18 protein-coding genes are annotated in these 19,693 nt (G+C 76.4%); 10 read left to right on the top strand and 8 right to left on the bottom strand.

Going from position 1 to position 19,693, the window contains the following annotated elements; translation table 11 throughout:
- Complete coding sequence (locus ECOMGDLI_RS31330; protein ID WP_088320736.1) at window positions 1-1,842, bottom strand: diguanylate cyclase; 1,842 nt, start codon at window positions 1,840-1,842, stop codon at window positions 1-3.
- A gap of 188 nt (window positions 1,843-2,030) precedes the next feature.
- Here ECOMGDLI_RS31330 and ECOMGDLI_RS31325 point away from each other — a divergent pair, with 188 nt between their 5' ends.
- Both ECOMGDLI_RS31325 and ECOMGDLI_RS31320 read left to right on the top strand, forming a co-directional pair.
- Window positions 2,031-2,459: a pilus assembly protein CpaE gene (locus ECOMGDLI_RS31325; RefSeq protein ID WP_088320735.1), complete on the top strand. Its 429-nt coding sequence runs from the start codon at window positions 2,031-2,033 to the stop codon at window positions 2,457-2,459.
- 42 nt (window positions 2,460-2,501) lie between these two features.
- Complete coding sequence (locus ECOMGDLI_RS31320) at window positions 2,502-3,569, top strand: phosphotransferase family protein (protein ID WP_088320734.1); 1,068 nt, start codon at window positions 2,502-2,504, stop codon at window positions 3,567-3,569.
- A gap of 27 nt (window positions 3,570-3,596) precedes the next feature.
- On the opposite strand, the gene ECOMGDLI_RS31315 is transcribed toward ECOMGDLI_RS31320, so the two are convergent.
- The 3 genes from ECOMGDLI_RS31315 to ECOMGDLI_RS31305 form a co-directional block, all read right to left on the bottom strand.
- Entirely contained in the window at window positions 3,597-4,523 is a 927-nt protein-coding gene (locus ECOMGDLI_RS31315) for a proteasome assembly chaperone family protein (RefSeq protein ID WP_088320733.1), read from the bottom strand.
- A 73-nt stretch (window positions 4,524-4,596) separates the two neighbouring features.
- Window positions 4,597-4,938, bottom strand: a complete 342-nt coding sequence (locus tag ECOMGDLI_RS31310) for a hypothetical protein (protein ID WP_143448053.1) — start codon at window positions 4,936-4,938, stop codon at window positions 4,597-4,599.
- Between the two features lie 108 nt (window positions 4,939-5,046).
- A complete protein-coding gene (locus ECOMGDLI_RS31305) occupies window positions 5,047-5,748 on the bottom strand; it encodes a hypothetical protein (RefSeq protein WP_088320731.1) in 702 nt (233 codons plus the stop codon).
- A gap of 170 nt (window positions 5,749-5,918) precedes the next feature.
- Between ECOMGDLI_RS31305 and ECOMGDLI_RS31300 the strand changes: the two genes are divergently transcribed.
- The 4 genes from ECOMGDLI_RS31300 to ECOMGDLI_RS31285 all read left to right on the top strand — a co-directional run bounded on the left by ECOMGDLI_RS31300 (window position 5,919) and on the right by ECOMGDLI_RS31285 (window position 10,522).
- Complete coding sequence (locus tag ECOMGDLI_RS31300; protein ID WP_088320730.1) at window positions 5,919-7,424, top strand: ATP-binding protein; 1,506 nt, start codon at window positions 5,919-5,921, stop codon at window positions 7,422-7,424.
- Window positions 7,424-8,044: a response regulator transcription factor gene (locus ECOMGDLI_RS31295; RefSeq protein WP_088281891.1), complete on the top strand. Its 621-nt coding sequence runs from the start codon at window positions 7,424-7,426 to the stop codon at window positions 8,042-8,044. The genes ECOMGDLI_RS31300 and ECOMGDLI_RS31295 overlap by 1 nt, the downstream gene beginning before the upstream one ends.
- 259 nt (window positions 8,045-8,303) lie before the next feature.
- Entirely contained in the window at window positions 8,304-9,506 is a 1,203-nt protein-coding gene (locus ECOMGDLI_RS31290; protein WP_088320729.1) for an ROK family transcriptional regulator, read from the top strand.
- The gene (locus ECOMGDLI_RS31285) at window positions 9,503-10,522 is read left to right on the top strand and encodes a BadF/BadG/BcrA/BcrD ATPase family protein (protein WP_158221231.1); all 1,020 of its coding nucleotides are present in this window, start codon (window positions 9,503-9,505) and stop codon (window positions 10,520-10,522) included. The genes ECOMGDLI_RS31290 and ECOMGDLI_RS31285 overlap by 4 nt, the downstream gene beginning before the upstream one ends.
- 205 nt (window positions 10,523-10,727) lie before the next feature.
- On the opposite strand, the gene ECOMGDLI_RS31280 is transcribed toward ECOMGDLI_RS31285, so the two are convergent.
- Both ECOMGDLI_RS31280 and ECOMGDLI_RS31275 read right to left on the bottom strand, forming a co-directional pair.
- Window positions 10,728-11,714: an NAD-dependent epimerase/dehydratase family protein gene (locus ECOMGDLI_RS31280; RefSeq protein ID WP_198955349.1), complete on the bottom strand. Its 987-nt coding sequence runs from the start codon at window positions 11,712-11,714 to the stop codon at window positions 10,728-10,730.
- Between the two features lie 201 nt (window positions 11,715-11,915).
- Window positions 11,916-12,737, bottom strand: a complete 822-nt coding sequence (locus tag ECOMGDLI_RS31275; protein ID WP_088320727.1) for a PadR family transcriptional regulator — start codon at window positions 12,735-12,737, stop codon at window positions 11,916-11,918.
- Between the two features lie 181 nt (window positions 12,738-12,918).
- On the opposite strand from ECOMGDLI_RS31275, the gene ECOMGDLI_RS31270 reads away from it, so the two are divergent.
- Window positions 12,919-13,431 (top strand): phosphoribosyltransferase, encoded by a 513-nt coding sequence (locus tag ECOMGDLI_RS31270; RefSeq protein ID WP_088320726.1) that lies wholly within the window; start codon window positions 12,919-12,921, stop codon window positions 13,429-13,431.
- A gap of 24 nt (window positions 13,432-13,455) precedes the next feature.
- Here ECOMGDLI_RS31270 and ECOMGDLI_RS31265 read toward each other — a convergent pair whose 3' ends face one another.
- Window positions 13,456-13,854, bottom strand: a complete 399-nt coding sequence (locus ECOMGDLI_RS31265; RefSeq protein WP_088320725.1) for a YccF domain-containing protein — start codon at window positions 13,852-13,854, stop codon at window positions 13,456-13,458.
- A gap of 270 nt (window positions 13,855-14,124) precedes the next feature.
- Here ECOMGDLI_RS31265 and ECOMGDLI_RS31260 point away from each other — a divergent pair, with 270 nt between their 5' ends.
- The gene (locus tag ECOMGDLI_RS31260) at window positions 14,125-16,689 is read left to right on the top strand and encodes a penicillin-binding transpeptidase domain-containing protein (RefSeq protein ID WP_088320724.1); all 2,565 of its coding nucleotides are present in this window, start codon (window positions 14,125-14,127) and stop codon (window positions 16,687-16,689) included.
- 21 nt (window positions 16,690-16,710) lie between these two features.
- Here the strand turns inward: ECOMGDLI_RS31260 and ECOMGDLI_RS31255 are convergent, their stop codons facing one another.
- Window positions 16,711-17,544 (bottom strand): MerR family transcriptional regulator, encoded by an 834-nt coding sequence (locus tag ECOMGDLI_RS31255; RefSeq protein ID WP_088320723.1) that lies wholly within the window; start codon window positions 17,542-17,544, stop codon window positions 16,711-16,713.
- Window positions 17,545-17,678: 134 nt separating this feature from the next.
- Here ECOMGDLI_RS31255 and ECOMGDLI_RS31250 point away from each other — a divergent pair, with 134 nt between their 5' ends.
- Entirely contained in the window at window positions 17,679-18,650 is a 972-nt protein-coding gene (locus tag ECOMGDLI_RS31250; protein ID WP_198955348.1) for a magnesium transporter CorA family protein, read from the top strand.
- A gap of 228 nt (window positions 18,651-18,878) precedes the next feature.
- Window positions 18,879-19,598: a DNA alkylation repair protein gene (locus ECOMGDLI_RS31245; protein WP_198955347.1), complete on the top strand. Its 720-nt coding sequence runs from the start codon at window positions 18,879-18,881 to the stop codon at window positions 19,596-19,598.
- Window positions 19,599-19,693: the final 95 nt, after the last annotated feature.

Raw genomic sequence — 19,693 nt, 5'->3', positions numbered from 1 at the left:
TCAGCCGACCGCGGCCGGGTCGTCCTCGGAGCGGCGCTGCTCGGGGGGCAGGATCGGCTCGCCCTCCCGGACGCTGCCCGCACCCTCGGTGCCGACGATGCACCGGTCCCGGCCCTCGCGCTTGGCGGTGAGCAGGGCGGCGTCGGCGACCCGGAGCTGGGCCGCGAGCGTCGGGCCGAGCGTCGAGTCGGAGATGCCGACGCTCACGGTGAACGTCGGGACGTCCGGGCCGAGGACCGCCTCGGCGAGCGCCGCGCGCAGCCGCTCGGCGGCCTGCAGACCGGCCTCGACGTCGCGGTCGGGGATCGCGACGACGAACTCCTCGCCGCCGTAGCGGGCGACGACGTCCCCGGAGCGCAGCGTCGCGCGCAGCACGTCGGCGAACAGGCGCAGCGCGCGGTCGCCGGTCTCGTGGCCGTACGTGTCGTTGAGCTGCTTGAAGCGGTCGAGGTCGGCGAGCAGGAGCGCGTACCCGCGTCCGGACGCCGTCAGGCCGCGCAGCCGGTCCTCGAACGAGCGGCGGTTCTCCAGCCCGGTGAGGGCGTCGGTCGAGGCCTGCCGCTCCGCCCGGGCGAACGCGCGCAGGGTGCCCAGCCGCGACCCGGTGCGTTCGGCGAGGACGCGCATGTTCTCCACGACCGCGTCGGGCGGGGTCCGCTCGGACGGCGAGGCGGCGTGCAGGACGCCCAGCGAACGGCCCATGAACGCGACCGGGACGCACACCCCCGAGTGCGGGCCGTCGGGGCGCCCGCGCAGCCGCGGACAGGCGTCGAGGTCCTCGCTCGAGGTGTGCACGAGGGTGCGGCCGGTCCGCACCGCCGGGCAGGCCCACGGCGAGTCCACCGGGCAGCACGCGGCGCCCGCGCTCTCGCTGACGGTCATCCGCGCGACGTGCGACTCGCTGGAGTCGGCGACGAGCAGCTCCATCGGCAGCGACGGGTGGACGACGGACATCGCCCGGGCGAGGACGGCGGACAGGTCGTCCTCGGAGTCGAGGTGCTCGAACGCCCGGTCCAGACGGGCCTGGAACTCCTGGTGCGCCCGCTCCTGGGCCAGTCGCAGGAACGCGTTCTCCAGCTCCTCGGCCATGTCGTCGAAGACCCGGGCCAGGTCGCCGATCTCGCTCGCCTCGTCGCTCGACACCCGGGCGGTGAGGTCGCCGTCGGCGACGCTGCGGGCCACCCGGCCGAGCCGCTCGAGCGAGCGGACCGTCCGGTTCGCGACCCACCACGTGGCCGCACCGACGCAGCCGAGGCCGACGACGGCCACCGCGACGAGGAACCAGGTGAGGTGCTGGCGGCGGCCCTCGGCGGCCACCTCGGCGGCCGCGGCGCTGGCGTCGAGCTCGGTGCGGTGCCGGTCGACGAGCGCCTCCAGCCGGGCGCTCGCGGCGTCGAACCGGGCCAGGTCGGCGCCGGTCACGCTGCTCGCGGGCGTCGAGAGCAGGGCCTCGGTCTCCTCGGCGAGGTCGAGCGCGGCCCCGGCGACCGTCGCGAGGGAGTCCTGCGAGACGCCGGAGCCCTGCGCCGACCCGGGCAGCAGGGCGGCCTCCCGGCGGATCGCGTCGAGGTCCTCGGTGTGCGCGGTGCGCGGCGCGGCCGCGATCCCCGCGACGTGCGCGAGGACGTCGCCGCGCAGCGACTCGGACAGCTCGTCGATCGACAGCTCCGCGGCCCGGACGGACTCGAGCCGGTCGACCTGCTCGTGCGCCGCCAGGGTGCGGGCGCTGCCCGCGAGGGCCAGGCCGCCGAAGACGACGGCCATCGCGACCCCGAACCCGGCGACGACGACCAGCCGTCGCCTCAGGTCCAGCCCCCGTCGGGGGCCCGGTCGGTGCACCACGTCCGTCAGCTCCGTCCCTCGGCGTCCGTCCCTCGGCGTCCGGGATCTCGTCGGCAGCCGTCGACCGGCACCTGAGCGGCAGGTGCTGCCCGCTACCCGTTCGTCCCAGCGGCCCTGCGTCGCGGCCGCCGGCCCGGCCCGGGCGGCCACGGGTCGCCGTCCGGCCGCGGCCGTGCCGACAATGGACCGTGCTCACCGTCGCGACCGCCCGGCGCCTCGACCTCGCCGGCCTGCGCTGGACCCCGGCCCCCGGGGACCGGTTCGTCCTGCCCGACCGCGGCATGGACGAGGAGGTCTTCGTCATCTCGGACATGACGGTCGAGGTCCACCGGTTCCCGAACGCGACCGTCATCGGCTTCAACGGCACCACTGAGTGGGCACTGGACTCCGTCGAGCAGCACGAGGCGCTGTGGCTGCCCGCCGAGCACCAGCTCCGCGACCTGCTCGGCGGGCTGTTCCGCGCGCTGCGCCGGGACGGTGACGACTGGGCCGTCGTCCTCGCCCTGCCGGACGCCGAGACCGGCCCGCGCGAGCACGTCGTCACCGCCGCGAGCGCCGAGGAGGCGTACGGCCTCGCCCTCGTCGACGTGCTCGAGGACGTCGCCTCCCGGGTGTGACGAGGCTCCCGGCTCCGACGAGACATGGCTAAGGTCCGTCTCATGACCCCGACGCACGACGCCGCACCCCCCGACCCGCCGGGCGTCGACCTCGCGGCGCTCACCACGTGGCTGCGCGGCACCCGGCCGGACCTCCTCGCGGACGGCCCGCTGCGGGCCGCGCTCATCGCCGGCGGCCGGTCGAACCTCACCTACCGGGTGGACGGCGGCCGTGTCCCCTTCGTGCTGCGCCGCCCGCCGCTCGGGCACGTCCTCGCGACGGCGCACGACATGGGCCGGGAGTACCGGGTCGTCAGCGCGCTCGCGGGCAGCGCGGTCCCGGTGCCCGAGGCGCTCGCGCTGTGCGCGGACGACGCCGTGCTCGGCGCGCCGTTCTACCTCATGGGGCTCGTCGACGGTCGCGTCCTGCGCGACACCGGCGACCTCGCGGGCCTGTCGGCGGACGACGTCCGTGCCCTCGGCGGCGCGCTCGTCGACGTCCTCGCCGACCTGCACCTGCTCGACGTCGAGGCGCACGGCCTCGCGGACTTCGGCCGGCCCGACGGCTACCTCGAACGGCAGGTCCGGCGCTGGGGCCGCCAGCTCGACTCCTCGCGCAGCCGCGACGTGGCGGGCATCGAGGACCTGCGGCAGGGGCTGGCGGCCGCGGTCCCGGTGTCCCCGGCGCCGACGGTCATCCACGGCGACTACCGGCTCGACAACGTCATGGTCGCCCCGGACGACCTGCGCCGCGTCGTCGCCGTCCTCGACTGGGAGATGGCCACGCTCGGCGACCCGCTCGCCGACCTCGGGCTGCTCGTCGTCTACCGGAACCGGCCCTCGACGCCGGGCGACCCGGTCTCCGACGCGATGGCGGCGCCCGGCTTCCCGACGGCCGACGAGCTCGTCGCGCACTACGCCCGGCGCACCGGCACCGACGTGTCGGACCTGTCCTGGTACGCGGCGCTCGGGTTCTTCAAGCTCGCGGTCGTCCTCGAGGGGATCCACTACCGGTTCGTCCAGGGCCAGACCGTCGGCGCCGGGTTCGACCGGATCGGGCTGCTCGTCGAGCCGCTCGTCGCCGGCGGCCTGGCCGCCCTGCGCCGGGACGAGATCCCGGCGCAGGGCTGAGCGGGCCGCCCGGCAGGCGCCCGGCCGTCAGTCGTCGCCGCGGCCCCGGCGCTCGTTCTCCTCCGCGAGGAACCGCTCGAGCTCGGCGCCGAGCTCGTCGGCCGTGGGCAGCGCCGCGGTCTCGTCGGCGAGCAGCGAGCGGCCGCGGCCGGCGACGAACGCGTCGTACTGCTCCTCGAGCGCCGCGACGACGGCCCGGACCTCGGGCTGGTCCTCGATCTGCGACTCGACCGCGGCCCGGACGTCGGCCGCGGCCGCGTCGAGCGCGGCGGTCGGCAGGTCGAGCCCGCCGAGCGTGCCGACGTGCTGGACGAGGGCCTTGGCGGCCTCCGGGTACTCGGTCTGCGCCAGGTAGTGCGGCACGTGGACGGCGTACCCGACGGCGTCCCGGCCGGCCTGCCCGAGCCGGAACTCCAGCAGCCCGCCGACGTTGCCCGGCACCTGGACCCGGCCGACCCACGGCGGGAAGCCCTCGACGAGCTCGGGCCGGGTGGCGTGCGCGGTCACCCCGACGGGACGGGTGTGCGGGACGGCCATCGGGATCGCGTGGACACCGACCGTGGCCCGCACCCGGTAGCGCTCCACGAGGGCCGCGACCGCGGCCGTGAACCGCTCCCACTGGACGTCCGGCTCGGGCCCGGTGAGCAGGAGGAACGGGGTGCCCTTGGTGTCCTGGACGAGCAGCAGCTCGAGCGTGGGCTCCTCGTAGTCCTCCCAGCGGTTCTCCACGAAGGTCATGACCGGGCGCCGGGCCCGGTAGTCGTAGAGCTGGTCGAGGTCGAAGCGGGCGACGACGCGGTTCGGGAGCCCGTCGCGCAGGTGCGCCGCGGCGAGCCGGCCGGCGTGCCCGGCGTCGATGAAGCCGCTCATGGCGTGGACGAGGAGCGGGGTCCCGAGCTCTTCCGCCGACGGCTGGTCGGGGTCGAGCTCGAAGAGGCCCTGGGGGTCGAGCACTGTCACACCCTTTCGACATGGTCCGGCAGGATCCGGGCGGTCACGTGACCGGACCGACCTGCTCTCCCCATGGTCAACCCCGCGGGGCCGCCCACGCATCCCGCGACGCGCCGGACGCTACGCCCGGGCCGCCCGGCGCCGTCGCCGCCTGCTCGGCCTGCGCGTACCGGGACGCCGCGAGCGCGAGCAGCGCACCCGCCTCGCGGGCGTCGTCGACGAGCCGCGCGAGCGCCGCGTCGAGGGTCGCCGCGAACCGGTCGGCCGCGGCGGGCAGCGGGCCGTCGAGCGCCCACCCCTCCCCCGCCGCGGCCCGCGCGGCCGTGCCCCGGGCGGTGTGCGCGAGGCGGGCGGTCGTCGCGAGGACCTCCCCGGCGGCGAGCAGCGCCCGGGGGTCGACGGCGTAGGCGTCGGTCATGATCGGCACGGTAGCCGGACCGGGCCGGACGCCGCCCGCGTCGTCCACAGGGTGCGTCCGGGGCTGCGGGCCGGGCTGCGTCCCGGGCTGCGTCCCCGGGCGTCGTCCTCAGCCGGGCAGCGGGTGCCGCGGACGGCGCAGTCCGTCACCGGCCCGCAGCGCCCGGGCCAGCGCCGCGTGCACGCGGGCGACGGCGTCCGGGTCGAGGACGGCGGGCGCGTCGGCGACGAGCGGCCCGAGCCCGGCCCGGCCGACGACGTGCACGCCCGGCCGGACGACCGCGGGCGGGGGCTCCGCCGGGACGACGCACAGCACCGTCCGCAGCGGCACGCCGGCGACGCCGTCCGGGTCGTCGCGCCGGCCCCGGAAGCCGGCCGGCCCGACGAGCAACCCGGCGGCGGCGGTCGCGACCTCCCGGGTCTCGAACGCGTAGGACGAGGAGTTGAGGCGCAGCGCGCCGTCCTCGACCGTGACGACGCCCTCGAAGACGACCTGCTGGACGACGACGAGACCCTGCGGGCCGACCGCGACGTGGTCGAGCCGGGCCAGCGGCGAGGCACGCCGGCGGACGTCGTGGAGCAGCCGCCAGCCGGCCGCCTCGAGCGCCGCGAGCGGGCCGGCGAGGTCGCCGCCGACGACCCGGCCGCGCACGGCCGTCCCGGCCGGGACCGGGGCCTCCGCCCCGGACGGTGGCCCCCCGGAGCGCTCGCCGCGGGCCAGCCGCCGCTCGAGGTCCGCCTCGCCGCGCAGCCGGTCGGCGGTCTCGCGCGCGCGGCGCAGCCGGTCGTCGTCCGGGCTCAGGAACGGCACGACGCCAGTGTCCCAGGCCGCTCCCCGACCGGACTGCGCCACCGGGGCGTGGCGAACCGCCACCGTGCGTGACACGAACCCTGCGTGCCGGTACTAGAACGTTCGGACACCTCGCCACCGGTCGCCGCCGCACGGCACCCTGGAGTCTCCACACCCCGGAGGGCGACTGCATGTCCGCGAACACCCCAGACGGCGACACCGGCCTCGCGCCGTGGCCCGTCGTGTCGGGCCGCCCCGAGGTGAGCTGGGAGGCGACCCTCACGGGCACGCCGGCCATGGGGCTGGCACTGGGCCGGGTCGACCGGGCGGTGCTCGCCGACGGCACCCGGACCACCCCGGTCCGCGGCCTCTCCCGGCGCCGGATCCTCCTGCGCTTCGTCGCCCTCAACCTCGCGACGTTCGTGGTCCTCGCCGGGCTCGGGATCGCGCTGTCCCTGGCCGCCGCGCGCCGCGAGGCGATCAACGACGCGGTGCGCGCGACGAACATCCTCGCCGAGAGCGTGCTCCAGGCGGACGACGTCCCGCCAGGGCTGGTCTCGGACGACCCGGCCGTGCGGGCCGCGGCCCGCGCCGAGCTCGGGAAGATCATCGAGACCCGGGTGCTGTCGACGGACCTCGTCCGGGTGAAGATCTGGAGCCCGGACGGGATGATCGTCTACTCCGACGAGCCCCGGATCGTCGAGCGCACCTTCGTGCTCGGGGACGAGGAGAAGGAGGCCATCGAGCGGTCCCAGTCGGACGCCGAGATCTCCGAGCTGGGCAAGCCCGAGAACGAGTACGAGCGCAACCTCGGCACGCTCCTGGAGGTCTACCGGCCGATCTGGACCCGGGACGGCGACACCCTGCTCTTCGAGACGTACTCGAAGTTCAGCAGCGTCAGCGACCGGGCCGCCGACATCTTCAAGACGTTCACCCCGGTGACCCTCGGGACGGCGCTGCTCCTCTCGCTCGCCCAGTGGCCGCTCATCCGCTGGACGACGACCCAGCTCGAGGTCGTCCGCCGGGAGCGCGAGCTGCTCCTCGAGCGGGCCCTCGCGGCGGCGGACGAGGAGCGGCGCCGGATCGCGGCGAACCTCCACGACGGCGTCGTCCAGGACCTGACCGGCGCCTCGCTCGTCGTCGCGGCCGCCGCGGCGACGGCCCGCCGCAGCGGCTCCGAGACCCTCGCCGGCGAGATCTCGGGCGCGGCCGCGACGGTCCGGGAGGGCCTGCGCAGCCTGCGCTCGACCCTGGTCTCGATCTACCCGCCGGCGCTGCGGCAGGCCGGTCTGGACGGCGCGCTCACCGACCTCGTCGCACCGCTGCGCACCCGGGGCACGACGGTGCTGCTCGACGTCCCGGACGGCATCGACCTGCCGCCGACCGTGGAGTCGCTGCTCTTCCGGGTCGCGCAGGAGGCCGTGCGCAACGCGTCCAAGCACGCGTCGGCGACCACGGTGCACCTGCGGGTCGACGTCGACCGCGTCGCGCGCACCGCGGCCCTCGAAGTGGTCGATGATGGCCACGGGTTCGTGCTGCCTCCGGCCGACCGGCTCGCCGAGCCGGTGGAGCGGGAGGACGGGTCGCACCTGGGGTTCGCGCTGCTCGCCGACATGGCGCGCAGCGCGGGGGCCCGGCTCGAGGTCTCGAGCGCCGCGGGCGCCGGGACGAGTGTCCGCGTGGAGGTGGGCTGGTAGTGATCAGGATCGTTCTCGTCGACGACCACAAGATCGTCCGGGCGGGCCTGGTGTCCCTCCTCGAGGCGCACGAGGACCTCACGGTCGTCGGCACCGCGCAGGACGGCTCGGAGGCGCTCGAGGTGGTCGCCGCGACCCTGCCGGACGTCGTCCTCATGGACCTGTCGATGCCGAAGACGGACGGCGTCTCGGCGACCCGCTCGATCGTCGCCGCGCACCCGGACGTCCAGGTCGTCGTCCTCACGTCGTTCGCGGACGCCGAGCGGGTGCACGACGCCCTCGACGCCGGGGCCGTCGGCTACCTGCTCAAGGACACCGACCCGGACGACCTCGTCGCGGGGATCCGTTCCGTCGTCACCGGCGGCGCCCCGCTCGACCCGCGGGTGGCCCGGACCGTGCTCACGCACCGGCCCCGGACCCAGACGACCGAGCTCACCGGCCGCGAGACCGAGGTGCTCCGGCTCGTCGGGCAGGGCCTGGCGAACAAGCAGATCGCGCGCGTCCTCGGCATCTCCGAGCGCACCGTCAAGGCGCACCTCACGAACGCGTTCGGCCGGATCGGCGTCGCCGACCGGACGTCGGCCGCGCTCTGGGTCCAGCGCAACCTCGCCGAGGGCTGACCTCCGCCGGCCCGCGACCGGGCCTGCGGACCCCTTGTTCGACGCCCCGGTGACGCGACGTTGACATTTTTGCGAACATCGTCCCATCGGACGATGTCTGCCCGATCGCGTTGACACGGCGGGTGACCGGCACGATGCTCACGATCACGAAACCTTGTTTCGAGTCCCGGCCGGGTCTGGTCCACCCGGGGGCCGGGACGCGCCGTCCCACCGGCGACCCGCTCCGGCGGCCGTCGCAGACACCCGTGATCGGAGCAGGATGCGCGAGGACCGTGGCCAGCCGGCCGGCCGCCCACGCCTGCTGCGGACGCTCAACGACCGGCTCGCGCTCGAGGTCCTCCTCGACAGCGGCCCCCTGACGCGCCAGCAGATCAGCGACCTCACGGGGCTCTCCCGGCCGACGGCGTCCCTCATGCTCTGCCGGCTCGAGGCCGTGGGTCTCGTCGCACCGACCGGCGACTCGACGCCCGCGGGCCGCGGGCCGCACGCGGCGCTCTACGGCGTGCCGCCGCGGACCGTCCTGTCGGCCGCCGTCGACGTCGCCCGGGACACCTCCCGCGTCGAGGTGCTAGACGTGACCGGCCGCACGGTCGCCGCCGCGACGCTGCCGACCTGCGCGCGGACGCCGGCCGCCCGCACCCTGCGCGACCTGCTCGCCGCGGTCTGCCCGTCCGCGGGGATCGCCGCGACGGACCTCGCGCACGTCGTCGTCGGCATCGGCAGCGCCTACGACGGGCGCACCGACCGGCTCGCGAACGCCGAGCACCTGCCCGGCTGGGCCGGGCCGGCGCTGTCCCGCACGCTGTCCCGCCGGCTCGGCGTCACCGTCGTCGTCGAGAACGACGCCAACCTCGCGCTCGTCGGCGAGCAGGCGGCGGACCCGGAGGCCGTCCGCGACGGCACGGTGCTCCTGTGGTTCGGGGACGGCGTCGGGCTGGCCGTCGAGGTCGGCGGGGTCGTCCATCGCGGCGCCACGGGGCGGGCCGGCGAGATCGGCTACGTGCGGGCCCGGCCGCCGCAGGGCGACGGCCGCCGCGACCTGCAGGCGGTCCTCGGCGGCGCCGGGCTGGAGAGCCTCGCGGCCGGCTACGCCCTGACGGCGGGGCCGGACGGGCTCACCGAGGCCGTCGTCCTGGCCCGCAGCGAGGAGCGGGGCCGCGGTGCGCGGGCCTTCCTCGCCGATGTGACCGCCCTCGTCACCGACGCCCTCGAGCCCGTCATCGGCGTGCTGGACCCCGCGCTCGTCGTCCTCGGCGGCCCCGGCGGTGCGAGCGGCGGGGCGATGCTGGCGGACCTCGTGGAGGCCGACCTGCGCGCGCGGGGCCGGTGGTTCGGCCACGTCCGCGGCCCGCGCTCCGGACCGGACGCCGTCCTCGCCGGCGGCCGGACCGTCGCGACCCGGCTCGCCCGCGACCTGCTCCTCGAGCGGGTCGGCCGGGCCACCGAGCAGGTCGCCACGTGAGCGCCGCCGGGGACGCGGTCGTCGCCGCCGTCGAGGGCGGCCCGGAGGGGCTCACGGCGGTCCTCGCGAGCCGCACCGGCGAGATCCTCTCGACGCTCTCCGGCCCTGGCGACGGGGCCGAGCCCGGTGGCCACCGGGAGGCCGCCCGGCACGTCGCCGCCCTGCTCGCCCGCACCGCAGGAGCGGCCGGGCTCGCCGACGGGGGCCGGCTGCGGCTGGCCGGCCTCGGGGTCTTCGTCAGCGGGTTCGAGCTCGACGAGGAGGCCGACCAGCTCTCCGAGGCGCTCGCCGAGGTCGTCGAGGCCCGCGAGATCGTCGTCGACGACCCGGCGCTCGCACTCCTGTACGCCGGTGCCCCGGGCGGCGAGGGCGTCGCGGTCCGCTGCGGCGCCGTCACCGGGTGCGCGTCGTCCCACGACGGGCTCAGGCAGCGCTTCCCGTCGCTGGGCCGGGTGGGCGGCGAGTGGGGCGGCAGCGTCGGCCTCGGCGAGGAGGCGCTGTGGTGGGCGGCCCGCGCCGGTGACGGCCGCGGGGTCCCGACGATGCTCGAGCGCCTCGCCCCGCTCGCGCTCGGCCACCCCTCGTGCGCCTCGGTGGCCCGCGCGCTGCGCCGCGGCGAGCTCTCCCGCTGGCGGATCGCCGACATCGCGCCCGTCGTCATGCGTGCGGCCTCCGCGGGCGACTCGGTGGCGCTGCAGCTCCTCGACCGGCAGGCGGCCGAGCTGGCCCTCACGGCGCACATGGCGCTGGACCGCAGCGGCCGGCTCACGACGGGCAGCGTCGTCGTCCTCGGCGGCGGGGTGCTCGAGACGGACGCCGGCCCCCTCGTCGACGGTGTCCACGAAAGGCTGGCCCAGGTCGCGCCCAAGGCGGTCGTCAGGACGGCGTCCCGGCCCGCGGTCACCGGGGCGCTGGACCTGCTCGTCGAGCACCTCGACGAGGCCGGCCGGCGGGCCGCGCGCGCGGCGCGGGCCGCGGCCGGTCGCAGGATGCCGGCGGTGCGCCCGCCCGCCTGAGCGGCCGGGCCCGACCGCCCCGACCGGGCCCGGCCGCACAAGACTGTGCGGCCCGAAGCCGGTTGACTCACCAGGGCCTTCGCCTGTCCGCCCCAGACGCCGCCGGGCTGTCGGGGTGGTTCGTGGCTTTAGGTCACCTTCCTGGGTGAGCCGGCTTCGAGCCGCACTGGAGATTCTGGCCCGGTCGGCCCGGGACGCCTTGGGACTAAAGGCTTTCCGCGGCCTCGAGCAGCTCCGCCTCACGCTCCGGGGAGAACCCCGTGCCGTCGGGGACCGGAGTGACCTCACGCTCGGCGAGGACGTCCGCGGCGGTCTCGCCGACGGGCCGCGGGGCGAAGCCGCGCGCGAACGCCGCGGCCGGGTCGACGGCACCGAGCCAGTCCAGGTCGGGGCCGTGCCACAGCGGCAGGTCCGCGGGCGTGACCCCGGCGGCGGCCGCCGCGGCGCCGTCCACCCAGGTGATCGTCGTGCCCTCTGGGGCGACGGCCGCCCGGGTCTCCTCGAGCAGGTCCTCGAGGGTGTACGGGCTGCGCGGTCCGGCGACGTGGACGGCCCCGCTCGCGCCGTCCTCGACGAGCCGGACGACGAACGCCCCGAGGTCGCGGCCGTCGACGACCTGCATCGGCTGCTCGCGCGGACCGACGGCGACGACCTCGCCGCCGCGGGCGAGGCGCTGCACCCAGTAGGTGTAGCGGCCGGTCGGGTCGTACGGCCCGACGACGTACGTCGGGCGCACGACGAGGGCGGAGGTCCCGAAGACCTCGACGGCGGCGTACTCGCACAGCGCCTTGAGGCCGCCGTACGTCTCGCCGGTGACCTCCTCGGTGTCCTCGTCCTCGAGGACGGCGAGCGGTGCGTCCTCGGTGGCCCCCGGGCCCTCGGCGTCCGCGTAGACCGAGACGGACGACACGAGCACGTAGCGGCCGCCGCGGCCGCCGCTCAGCCCCAGGGCGTCGCCGAGGGCACGGACCTGGCGCGGGACGTAGGCGCAGACGTCGATCGTCGCGTCCCACTCGCCCTCGGCGAGCACCGCCAGGTCGCCGTCGCGGTCGCCGTGCCGGTGCTCGGCCTGCGGGAACGGGTCGTCCGCGGCGCCGCGGTGGAAGAGCGTCACCTCGTGGCCGGCGGCGAGCGCCGCGTCGACGATGTGCCGGCCGACGAACCGGGTCCCTCCGATGACGAGCAGCCGCACGCGGGTTCCTCCTCCTGCGGTGCCGGACCGCGGGGTCCGGGCACGGGTACGCCGGGGACGGCGTGGTCGTCGTCCCCGGCCTGACCCCGTGAGGGTACGGAGCCGCGCAGCCCGGTGCGCGTCGACGCGTGCAGCCCGGCCGCAGGGGCCGGCACCGCACGGGCCGTCGACGCACGGACCGGCGCCGCCACCGCTGCCGGGTCAGCGCTCCTCGGGCTCCGGCGGGCCCGCGGGCTCGTCGCCCGCGAGGATCCGGTACATCGCCCGGCGTGCCTCGTCGAGCACCTCGGTCGCGCGGGCGGCCTGGGCGTCGTCCGAGAGCCGGGCGACCTGCTCGACGGCCGCGCCGAGGCCGGCCATGCCCTGCATGAGCCGCTGGACCCGCTCGCGCGGACCCTCGCCGGCGACCACCCACGGCTCGTGCAGGTCCTCGGCGTGCTCCTCGACGTGGGCGCGGCCCGCGTCGGTGAGGGAGAAGACCCGCCGGCCCTCGGCGTCCGAGACGGCGACGAGCCCCTCGTCCTGGAGCTGGGACAGCACCGGGTAGACCGAGCCGGGGCTCGGCCGCCAGAGGCCGCCGCTGCGCTCGGCGAGCTCGTTCATGATCGAGTAGCCGTGCCGGGGCTCCTCGGCGAGCAGGGCGAGGATCGCGGCCCGGACGTTGCCGCGCCGCCGCCGACGGTGCCGCCAGGGCGGGCCGTCGTGGCCACCGGGCCCGCCGGGACCACCCGGCGGGAAACCCGGGCCGCCCGGGCCGAAGCCCGGACCGCCGGGGCCGAAACCCGGACCGAAGCCCGGGCCGAAGCCGGCACCGAAGCCGGGACCGCCGCGGCGACGGCCGCCGCGCGGACCACGACCGGGACCGCGACCGCGGCCGTGCTCGTGGCCGTGCTCGTGCTCGTCACCGGGCTCGTGGGCCATCCGGTGCGGACCGGAGAACATGCCGGACGGGCGGCCGAAGGGTGCCGGGAAGGGGCGTCCGCCGAACGGGCCGGCGAACTGGGGGATGAACGGTCGCTTCATGATGATGCCTCCATGTCGATGCGTTGACGATATATCGGTAACGCACATCGCTGCAGCTGTGTTCCCGGGCCCGGACCCCGGCTTTTGTCACAGCGCCGACACCTACGGGGGCCGCCCGGGTGGGACGCTGGCCGGGACGACCCGGATCACCGGCCGCGGCCGGCCACCGCAGGGAGACCCGATGACCACGGCAGCCGTCGACACGACGCCCGCGCGCGAGATCCTCACCTGGGAGCTCTTCGGCACGGCCGTGCGCGACCTCGCCCAGCAGGTCGCGGACGACGGCTACGTCCCCGACCTCGTGCTCGGCATCGCACGCGGGGGCCTGCCCATCGCGGGCGGCATCGCCTACGCGCTCGGCGCGAAGGTCGTCGGCACGCTGAACGTCGAGTTCTACACCGGCGTCGACGCGCGTCTCGACGAGCCGGTGATCCTGCCGCCGATCTTCGACCTCTCCCAGCTCGCGGGGTCCCGGGCGCTCCTCGTCGACGACGTCGCCGACACCGGCCGCACCCTCGAGCTCGTCCTCGACCTCGTCGGCCGGCACGTGGCCGAGGTGCGCAGCGCGGTGATCTACGACAAGCCCGCGAGCGTCGTCCGGCCGCACTACAGCTGGCGCCGCACGGACCGGTGGATCGAGTTCCCCTGGTCGGCGCTGCCGCCCGTCGTCAACAGCCCGGCGAAGGCGCCCTGACCCGGCGCCGCCCGGCCGGCCGGGTCAGAGGGCGATGAGCCGGTCGGTGTCGACGATCTGCTTGCCGAGCGGCGCGAGCGCCGCGAGCCCGATCTTGAACGCCGCGACACCGAACGGGATCCCGATGATCGTCACGCAGAAGGCGATGGCCGCCCCCATGTGCGACAGGAAGATCCAGACCCCGGCGAGGACGAACCACAGGACGTTGCCGAGCGTGCTCGCCGTCCCGGCGGTCGGGCTGGGGACGACGGTGCGCCCGAAGGGCCACAGCGAGTAGACGGCGAGCCGCCACGACGCGATGCCGAACGGGATCGTCACGACGAGGATCGTCATGACGAGCGCCGCGATCGCGAAGGAGAGCGCGGACGCCCACCCCACGAGCACGAGCCACAGGATGTTGAGGACCAGGCGGAGCGCGGGCATGCCCCCAGCCTAAGGACCGCTCCCCCGCGGCACGACCGGCGACGGTCCTGCGCCCGACCGGCGACCCGCCGGTGACAGACCGGCGGCCGCCGGCGGCCGACCGGCACCGCCGGGTCGCGATCGCACGACGATCTGCTGGTATGTGTTGCCTGCGGACTGCACGCACTGTGATCATTCACCCCGGACCGTTGACGCCCCGTCGCGGAGCGTCGCCCCGGTCCGCCGTTCGTGGGCCGGTCCGCCGGTCCGCCGGGATCTCGGGAGGGCACCGTGGCGTCGCAGGCGAGCACCCTCCTCGGTGCCCTCCTCGACCGGTTGCTGCCGTCCCCGGGGCGTGCCGCCGACCGGTCGGGGCGCTCCTACGCGTGGGGGCCGCCGTCGCGGTGGTCACAGTCCTGGCAGTCCCCCGACCGGCTCACGGGCTCCCCGGTGCCGCAGCCCGGGGGCGCCGTCCCGGACCGGTCGCCGTCCGCCGAGGACGTCCGGCGGGCCGCTGCGGCGGCCGACAAGGTCGGCGTCACCGTCGTCGGCACCGCGCCCGCGGGCAGCAACGTGGTCGAGGGAGTCGTCGAGGGCGTCGTCGAGGGCGTCGTCGAGGACGACCCCACGGCGGGCGCCGCGGTACCGGACGACGACACGGACCGACCGGACGGCGGCCCCGCCGACCCGGCGGCACCGCCACCGGCGTCCGGCGGTGCGGGCGGCGACGGCAGCGACGCGTGGGCCGAGCACCGCGCCGACGGCGGCGACGGCCCGGGGTCCGCGCCGCCCCGCCGGCTGCGGGACGACGTCCTCGCCGGTGTCGCCATCGCGCTCGTCGCGCTGCTCGGGCTGGCCGCGGCGGTCTACCACGGCGCGATCGGCGACTGGATGACCCGTCAGCGCGTGCAGCAGGCCGCGTCCGCGTTCGCCCGGGCCTGGGAGGGCAGCCGCCTCGACCGGGTCACCTACGACCGCGGCTCGACGACGGGCGGCGCCCCGGCGGCGGACGCCGACGCCCTTTCCGCGGCGGTCGCGCGGCACGCCGGGGCGGTCACCGCCGGCCTGACGACCCGCTCCCCGGACAGCCCTTCCGACGTCGCGCTCGTCGGCTCCCCTGTGCTGCGCCGCGGTGCGGACGGGCGGACGGCGACCCAGCGGGCACACGTCGTGTGGACCGTGGACGGCGGCCGGACCTGGGCCTACGACACGACGGTGACCCTGCGCGAGCGGGGCAGCCGGTGGCGGGTCGTCTGGTCGCCGCAGACCGTGCACCCCGCCCTCACGGCCGACGGCGCCCTGCTCACCGAGCGCGTCCAGGGCGCCCGCGCCGCCATCCTCGGCGCCCGCGACGAACCGCTGACGAGCACCGTGACCGTCGTCCGCGTCCGCTACGCGACGAACGCGCTCATCCGGCCCCGCGGCGACATCCAGCGCCTCGCGCGCCTCACCGGCGTCAGCCCGAAGGCCCTCGTCGCGAAGGTCGGCTCCGTGCGGCGCGGCACGACCGTCGAGGTCGCGATGCTGCGGACCGCGCGCTGGCGCGAGGTGAGCAGCGAGGCCCTGCGGATCAAGGGGGTCACGGCGACGCGGACGCCGGCCGCGGTCCCCCGCACGCCGACGTACGGCCGGGCGCTGCTCGGCGAGGCGCTGCCCGCGACCGAGGCGACCGCGCGGGCGTCCGGCGGGCGGATCGTCCCGGGCGAGCTCGTCGGGACGACGGGCCTGCAGCGGTCCTACGACGGGCGGCTGCGCGGGACACCGGGCCAGCGCGTCGTCGTCGTCCCGCTGCCCGGCGAGGGCACCCTCGCGCCGCGCCCGGTCGCGGCGGACGCGGGCCCCGGCGGTGCCGTGCTCGCCGTCCTCGGCCGGCCGGCCCCCGGGACGCCCGTCCGGCTGACCCTGGACGCCCGCGTCGAGGCCGCCGCCCAGCAGGCCGTCGACCGCGCCGGCGGCCGGACCTCGCTCGTCGCCGTCGACCGCCGCTCCGGGCACGTGCTCGCGGTCGCGAGCAACGTCACCGAGGAGTGGGACCGCCCGCTGCTCGGCGCCTACCCGCCGGGCTCGACGTTCAAGATCGTCACGACCTGGGCGCTCACCGGCCACGGCCGCACGGTCGCCGAGCGCTACGACTGCCCGGCCTCGATCACCGTGGGCGACAACGTCTTCCGCAACGCCGACCGTCGTCCTCACGGGCGGGCGTCGCTCGCCCGGCAGTTCGCGACGTCCTGCAACACGGCGTTCGCCGGGCTCGGGGCGCAGGTCAGCGACCGCGACCTGCAGACCGCCGCGAAGGACCTCGGGATCGGTGTCCCGGTGCCGAGCCTGGGGCTCGGCGCGTTCTCCGGCTCCGTGCCACCGACCCGGACGACCGCCGTCCACGCCGCGTCGCTCATCGGCCAGGGCGAGGTCGTCGTGAGCCCGCTGAGCATGGCGCTGGCGTCCGCGACGGTCGCCGAGGGCCGGTACCGCGCACCGACGCTGCTGCTCGGCACCGGGGCGCCCGCCCCGGTCACCGGGCCGCCGCTCGACGGGGCCCGGGTCGCGACCCTGCGGGCGCTCATGTGCGAGACCGTCCGGTCCGGCACGGCGCGCGCGCTGCGGTCGGCCGCGGGCGCCGCCGTCGCCGGCAAGACCGGGACCGCGCAGTACGGCGAGCCCGAGCCGGTCGGCGCGCACGCCTGGTTCACCGGCTACCAGCGCGACCTCGCGTTCGCCGTCGTCGTCGAGCGCGGCGGCTCCGGGGCCGGGGCCGCGGTCCCCGTCGCGCGGTCGTTCCTCTCCCGGGTCAACGCAGGCGCGCGGCCGGCCCCCGCCCGGTCCTGCGGTGCGGCGACGGCGGCCCTGGGCGGCTGACGCCCGCACCGACCGGCACGGTCAGGCCTGCGCGCGGTCCGCGTTCGCGTGCACCGCGTCGCGCACCCAGGCGGCGAGGCCGGGGGCGTGCGCGTCGTAGTAGGCGGTGAAGCGCGGGTCGTCGACGTACATGTCGCCCAGGCCCCGGTGCATCGTGTGGTCGCAGTCGTAGAACCACCGGGTGACGAGCTGCCGGTGCGCCTCCGCCGCATCCATCGCCTCCGGGCCCGTCGGGGCCGCACCGGCCCGGAACAGGTCGGCGTAGGCCGTGGTGCACGCCTCCTGCTCGCTCTTCATCCGCGCCCAGTCCGCCTTGCCGTACGCGCGGGCCCGGGCCTGGGACTGCTTGTACGCGTCCGTGTCGCCCCAGCGCTCGGCCGCCTCGTCGGCGTACTGCGTGGGGTCGTCGTCGCCGAAGACCTCGAGGATCTCCTGCGGGGTGAGCTCGATGCCCATGGTCCGTGCCTCCATCGTCGTCTCGACCGCGAGCAGCACCGTCCGGAGCCGCTCGATCCGTGCTGCGAGCTGGTCCCGCTGGCGCCGCAGCAGCGCCAGCTCGTCGTCCGGGGACGCCGTCCCGCCGTCCGCGGCGCCCGGCGCGAGCAGCCGGGCGACCTCCTCGAGCGAGAACCCGAGCTCGCGGTAGGCGAGCACCCGCTGCAGCCGCAGCAGGTCCTGCGCGTCGTAGAGCCGGTACCCGGCCGCCGTGCGGCCGCGCGGGCGCAGCAGCCCGATCTCGTCGTAGTGGTGCAGCGTCCGCACCGTGACCCCGGCGAGCCGGGCGACCTCGCCGACGGGCAGCCCACGCCCGTCCGGGGCGCTTTCCGTGCCGTCCGTGCCGTCCGTGCCGTCCATGCCGCCTCCCGCCTCGTCCCCGGCCGTCGTCCGGCCGCGGGGACGACGCTAGGGCGTCACGTCGCGTGAGGGTCCAGCCCGATCCGGGCCGGACGTCGCCCGGTGGCGTGACACCCCGGCGCTACCGTGGGCGTGTGGCGCGCACACGGCTGTACCGCGGCGGGGTGCTGGAGGCCGAGGACTTCCCCCTCGAGGAGATCTCCGAGCACCTGTCCGACCCGTCGGCCGTCGTCTGGGCGGACCTGTGCCACGCGCCCGCCGCCGAGCTCGAGCTCGTCGCCCGCGAGCTCGACCTGCACGGGCTGGCCGTCGAGGACGCCGTCTCCGCCCGCCAGCGACCCAAGCTCGACCGGTACGCGAGCCACCTGTTCATCGCGGCGTACGGCGTCGAGCTCGACCGCGCCACCGGCCGGATCGGCGTCGACGAGGTCCTCGCGTTCGTCACGTCCCAGGCGCTCGTCACGGTGCGCCCGGCCGACGGCTTCGACGTCGACGCGGTCGTCGAGCGCTGGGACTCCTCGCCGGACCTCGCCAAGCACGGCGTCGCGTTCCTCCTCCACGGCCTGCTCGACGTCGTCGTCGACAGCCACTTCGCCACCGTGCAAGGGCTGGACGACGAGATCGAGGACCTCGAGGACCTGCTCTTCGACGAGCGCCCGCACTCCGCGGAGGTGCAGCGGCGTTCGTTCGAGCTGCGCAAGTCGCTCGTCCTCGCCCGCCGGGTCGTGCTGCCCATGCGGGAGGTCGTCAACTCGCTCCTGCGACGCGACCTGCAGGTCGTCGACGAGGCGATGGCGCCGTACTACCAGGACGTCTACGACCACGTGCTGCGGGCGACGGAGTGGACCGAGTCGCTGCGCGACCTCGTCGGCACGATCCTCGAGACCAACCTGACGATCCAGGGCAACCGGCTCAACGGGATCATGAAGAAGGTCACGAGCTGGGCGGCGATCATCGCCGTCCCGACGGCCGTCACGGGGTTCTACGGGCAGAACGTGCCCTATCCCGGCTTCGCCCACGCGAGCGGCTTCTGGACGTCGTTGCTCGTCATGGTCGGCCTGAGCGGCGGCCTCTACGCGGTCTTCAAGCGGCGCGACTGGCTCTAGCGGCGACGCCCGCACCGGGCCGGGCACGGCGGGCACGGTGTCGAACGACCCTCGGTGTCTCCACTCGAACTCACCACATGTGACCACGCGACTCTCTAGAGTGACGGTCAGGGATCACGTGAGGGTGAGGTCGGACCGCAGATGGGCATGGACGGCACGGACAGCGACGTGCACGGGGCGGACCTTGCGCTCGTGACCGCACCGCGTGCGCGTGGCACGGTGGTCGACGTGGCAGAGCGCCCCACCGCGGCCCTGGGCTGGGTCGACGAGGTCGTCGTCCGCTCGATGCTCGTCCTCGAGCCGGCCGGCGACGCCGGCCGCGCGCGCGACATGAGCGCGTACATGCGCGACCGGTTCCCGTTCATCGGGATCCCGACCCCGCGCCGGCGCGGACTGCTCGCCGAGTCGTGGGGCGACCTGCCCGAGCCCTCGCCCGAGGAGCTCGCTGCGGCCACGGGCCAGTTGTGGCGGCTCGCCGGCCGGGAGTACCAGTACGCGGCGTGCGACCTGCTCGGCCGCTTCCTCGGGACGCCGCGGCGCGCCCACCGCTTCGGCCCCGGCTTCCTCACGACGGCAGTGCTGCCGTTGCTCACGAGCAAGCAGTGGTGGGACACCGTGGACAGCCTGCGCGCGGTCGCCGTCGGACCGCTCGTCGCGGCGCACCCCGGGCTCGTCGCGACGATGCGCGCGTGGGTCGAGGACGACGACCCGTGGCTCGTGCGCTCGGCGATCATCCACCAGCTCGGCTACGGCCGGGCCACCGACGAGGCACTGCTCCTCGAGCTGTGCGCACGACACGCGGACGACCGCGAGTTCTTCGTGGCCAAGGCGATCGGCTGGGCGCTGCGCACCCACGCGCGGCACCGGCCGGACGCCGTCCGGCAGTTCTGCGAGGACCACCCGGAGCTGACCCCGCTCGCACGGCGCGAGGCCCTCAAGCACCTCTGAGCCCGAGCGCACCGGCCTCCCGACCGGGGAGGGCGACCGTGCCGGCGGTCACCGCTCCCCGGGTCAGGAGGCGGCTGCGACGTCGTCCGGGCCGT

Source organism: Kineosporia sp. R_H_3 (genome assembly GCF_002198675.1).
GTDB lineage: Bacteria > Actinomycetota > Actinomycetes > Actinomycetales > Kineosporiaceae > R-H-3.
This window is presented reverse-complemented; position numbering and strand designations above follow the sequence as displayed.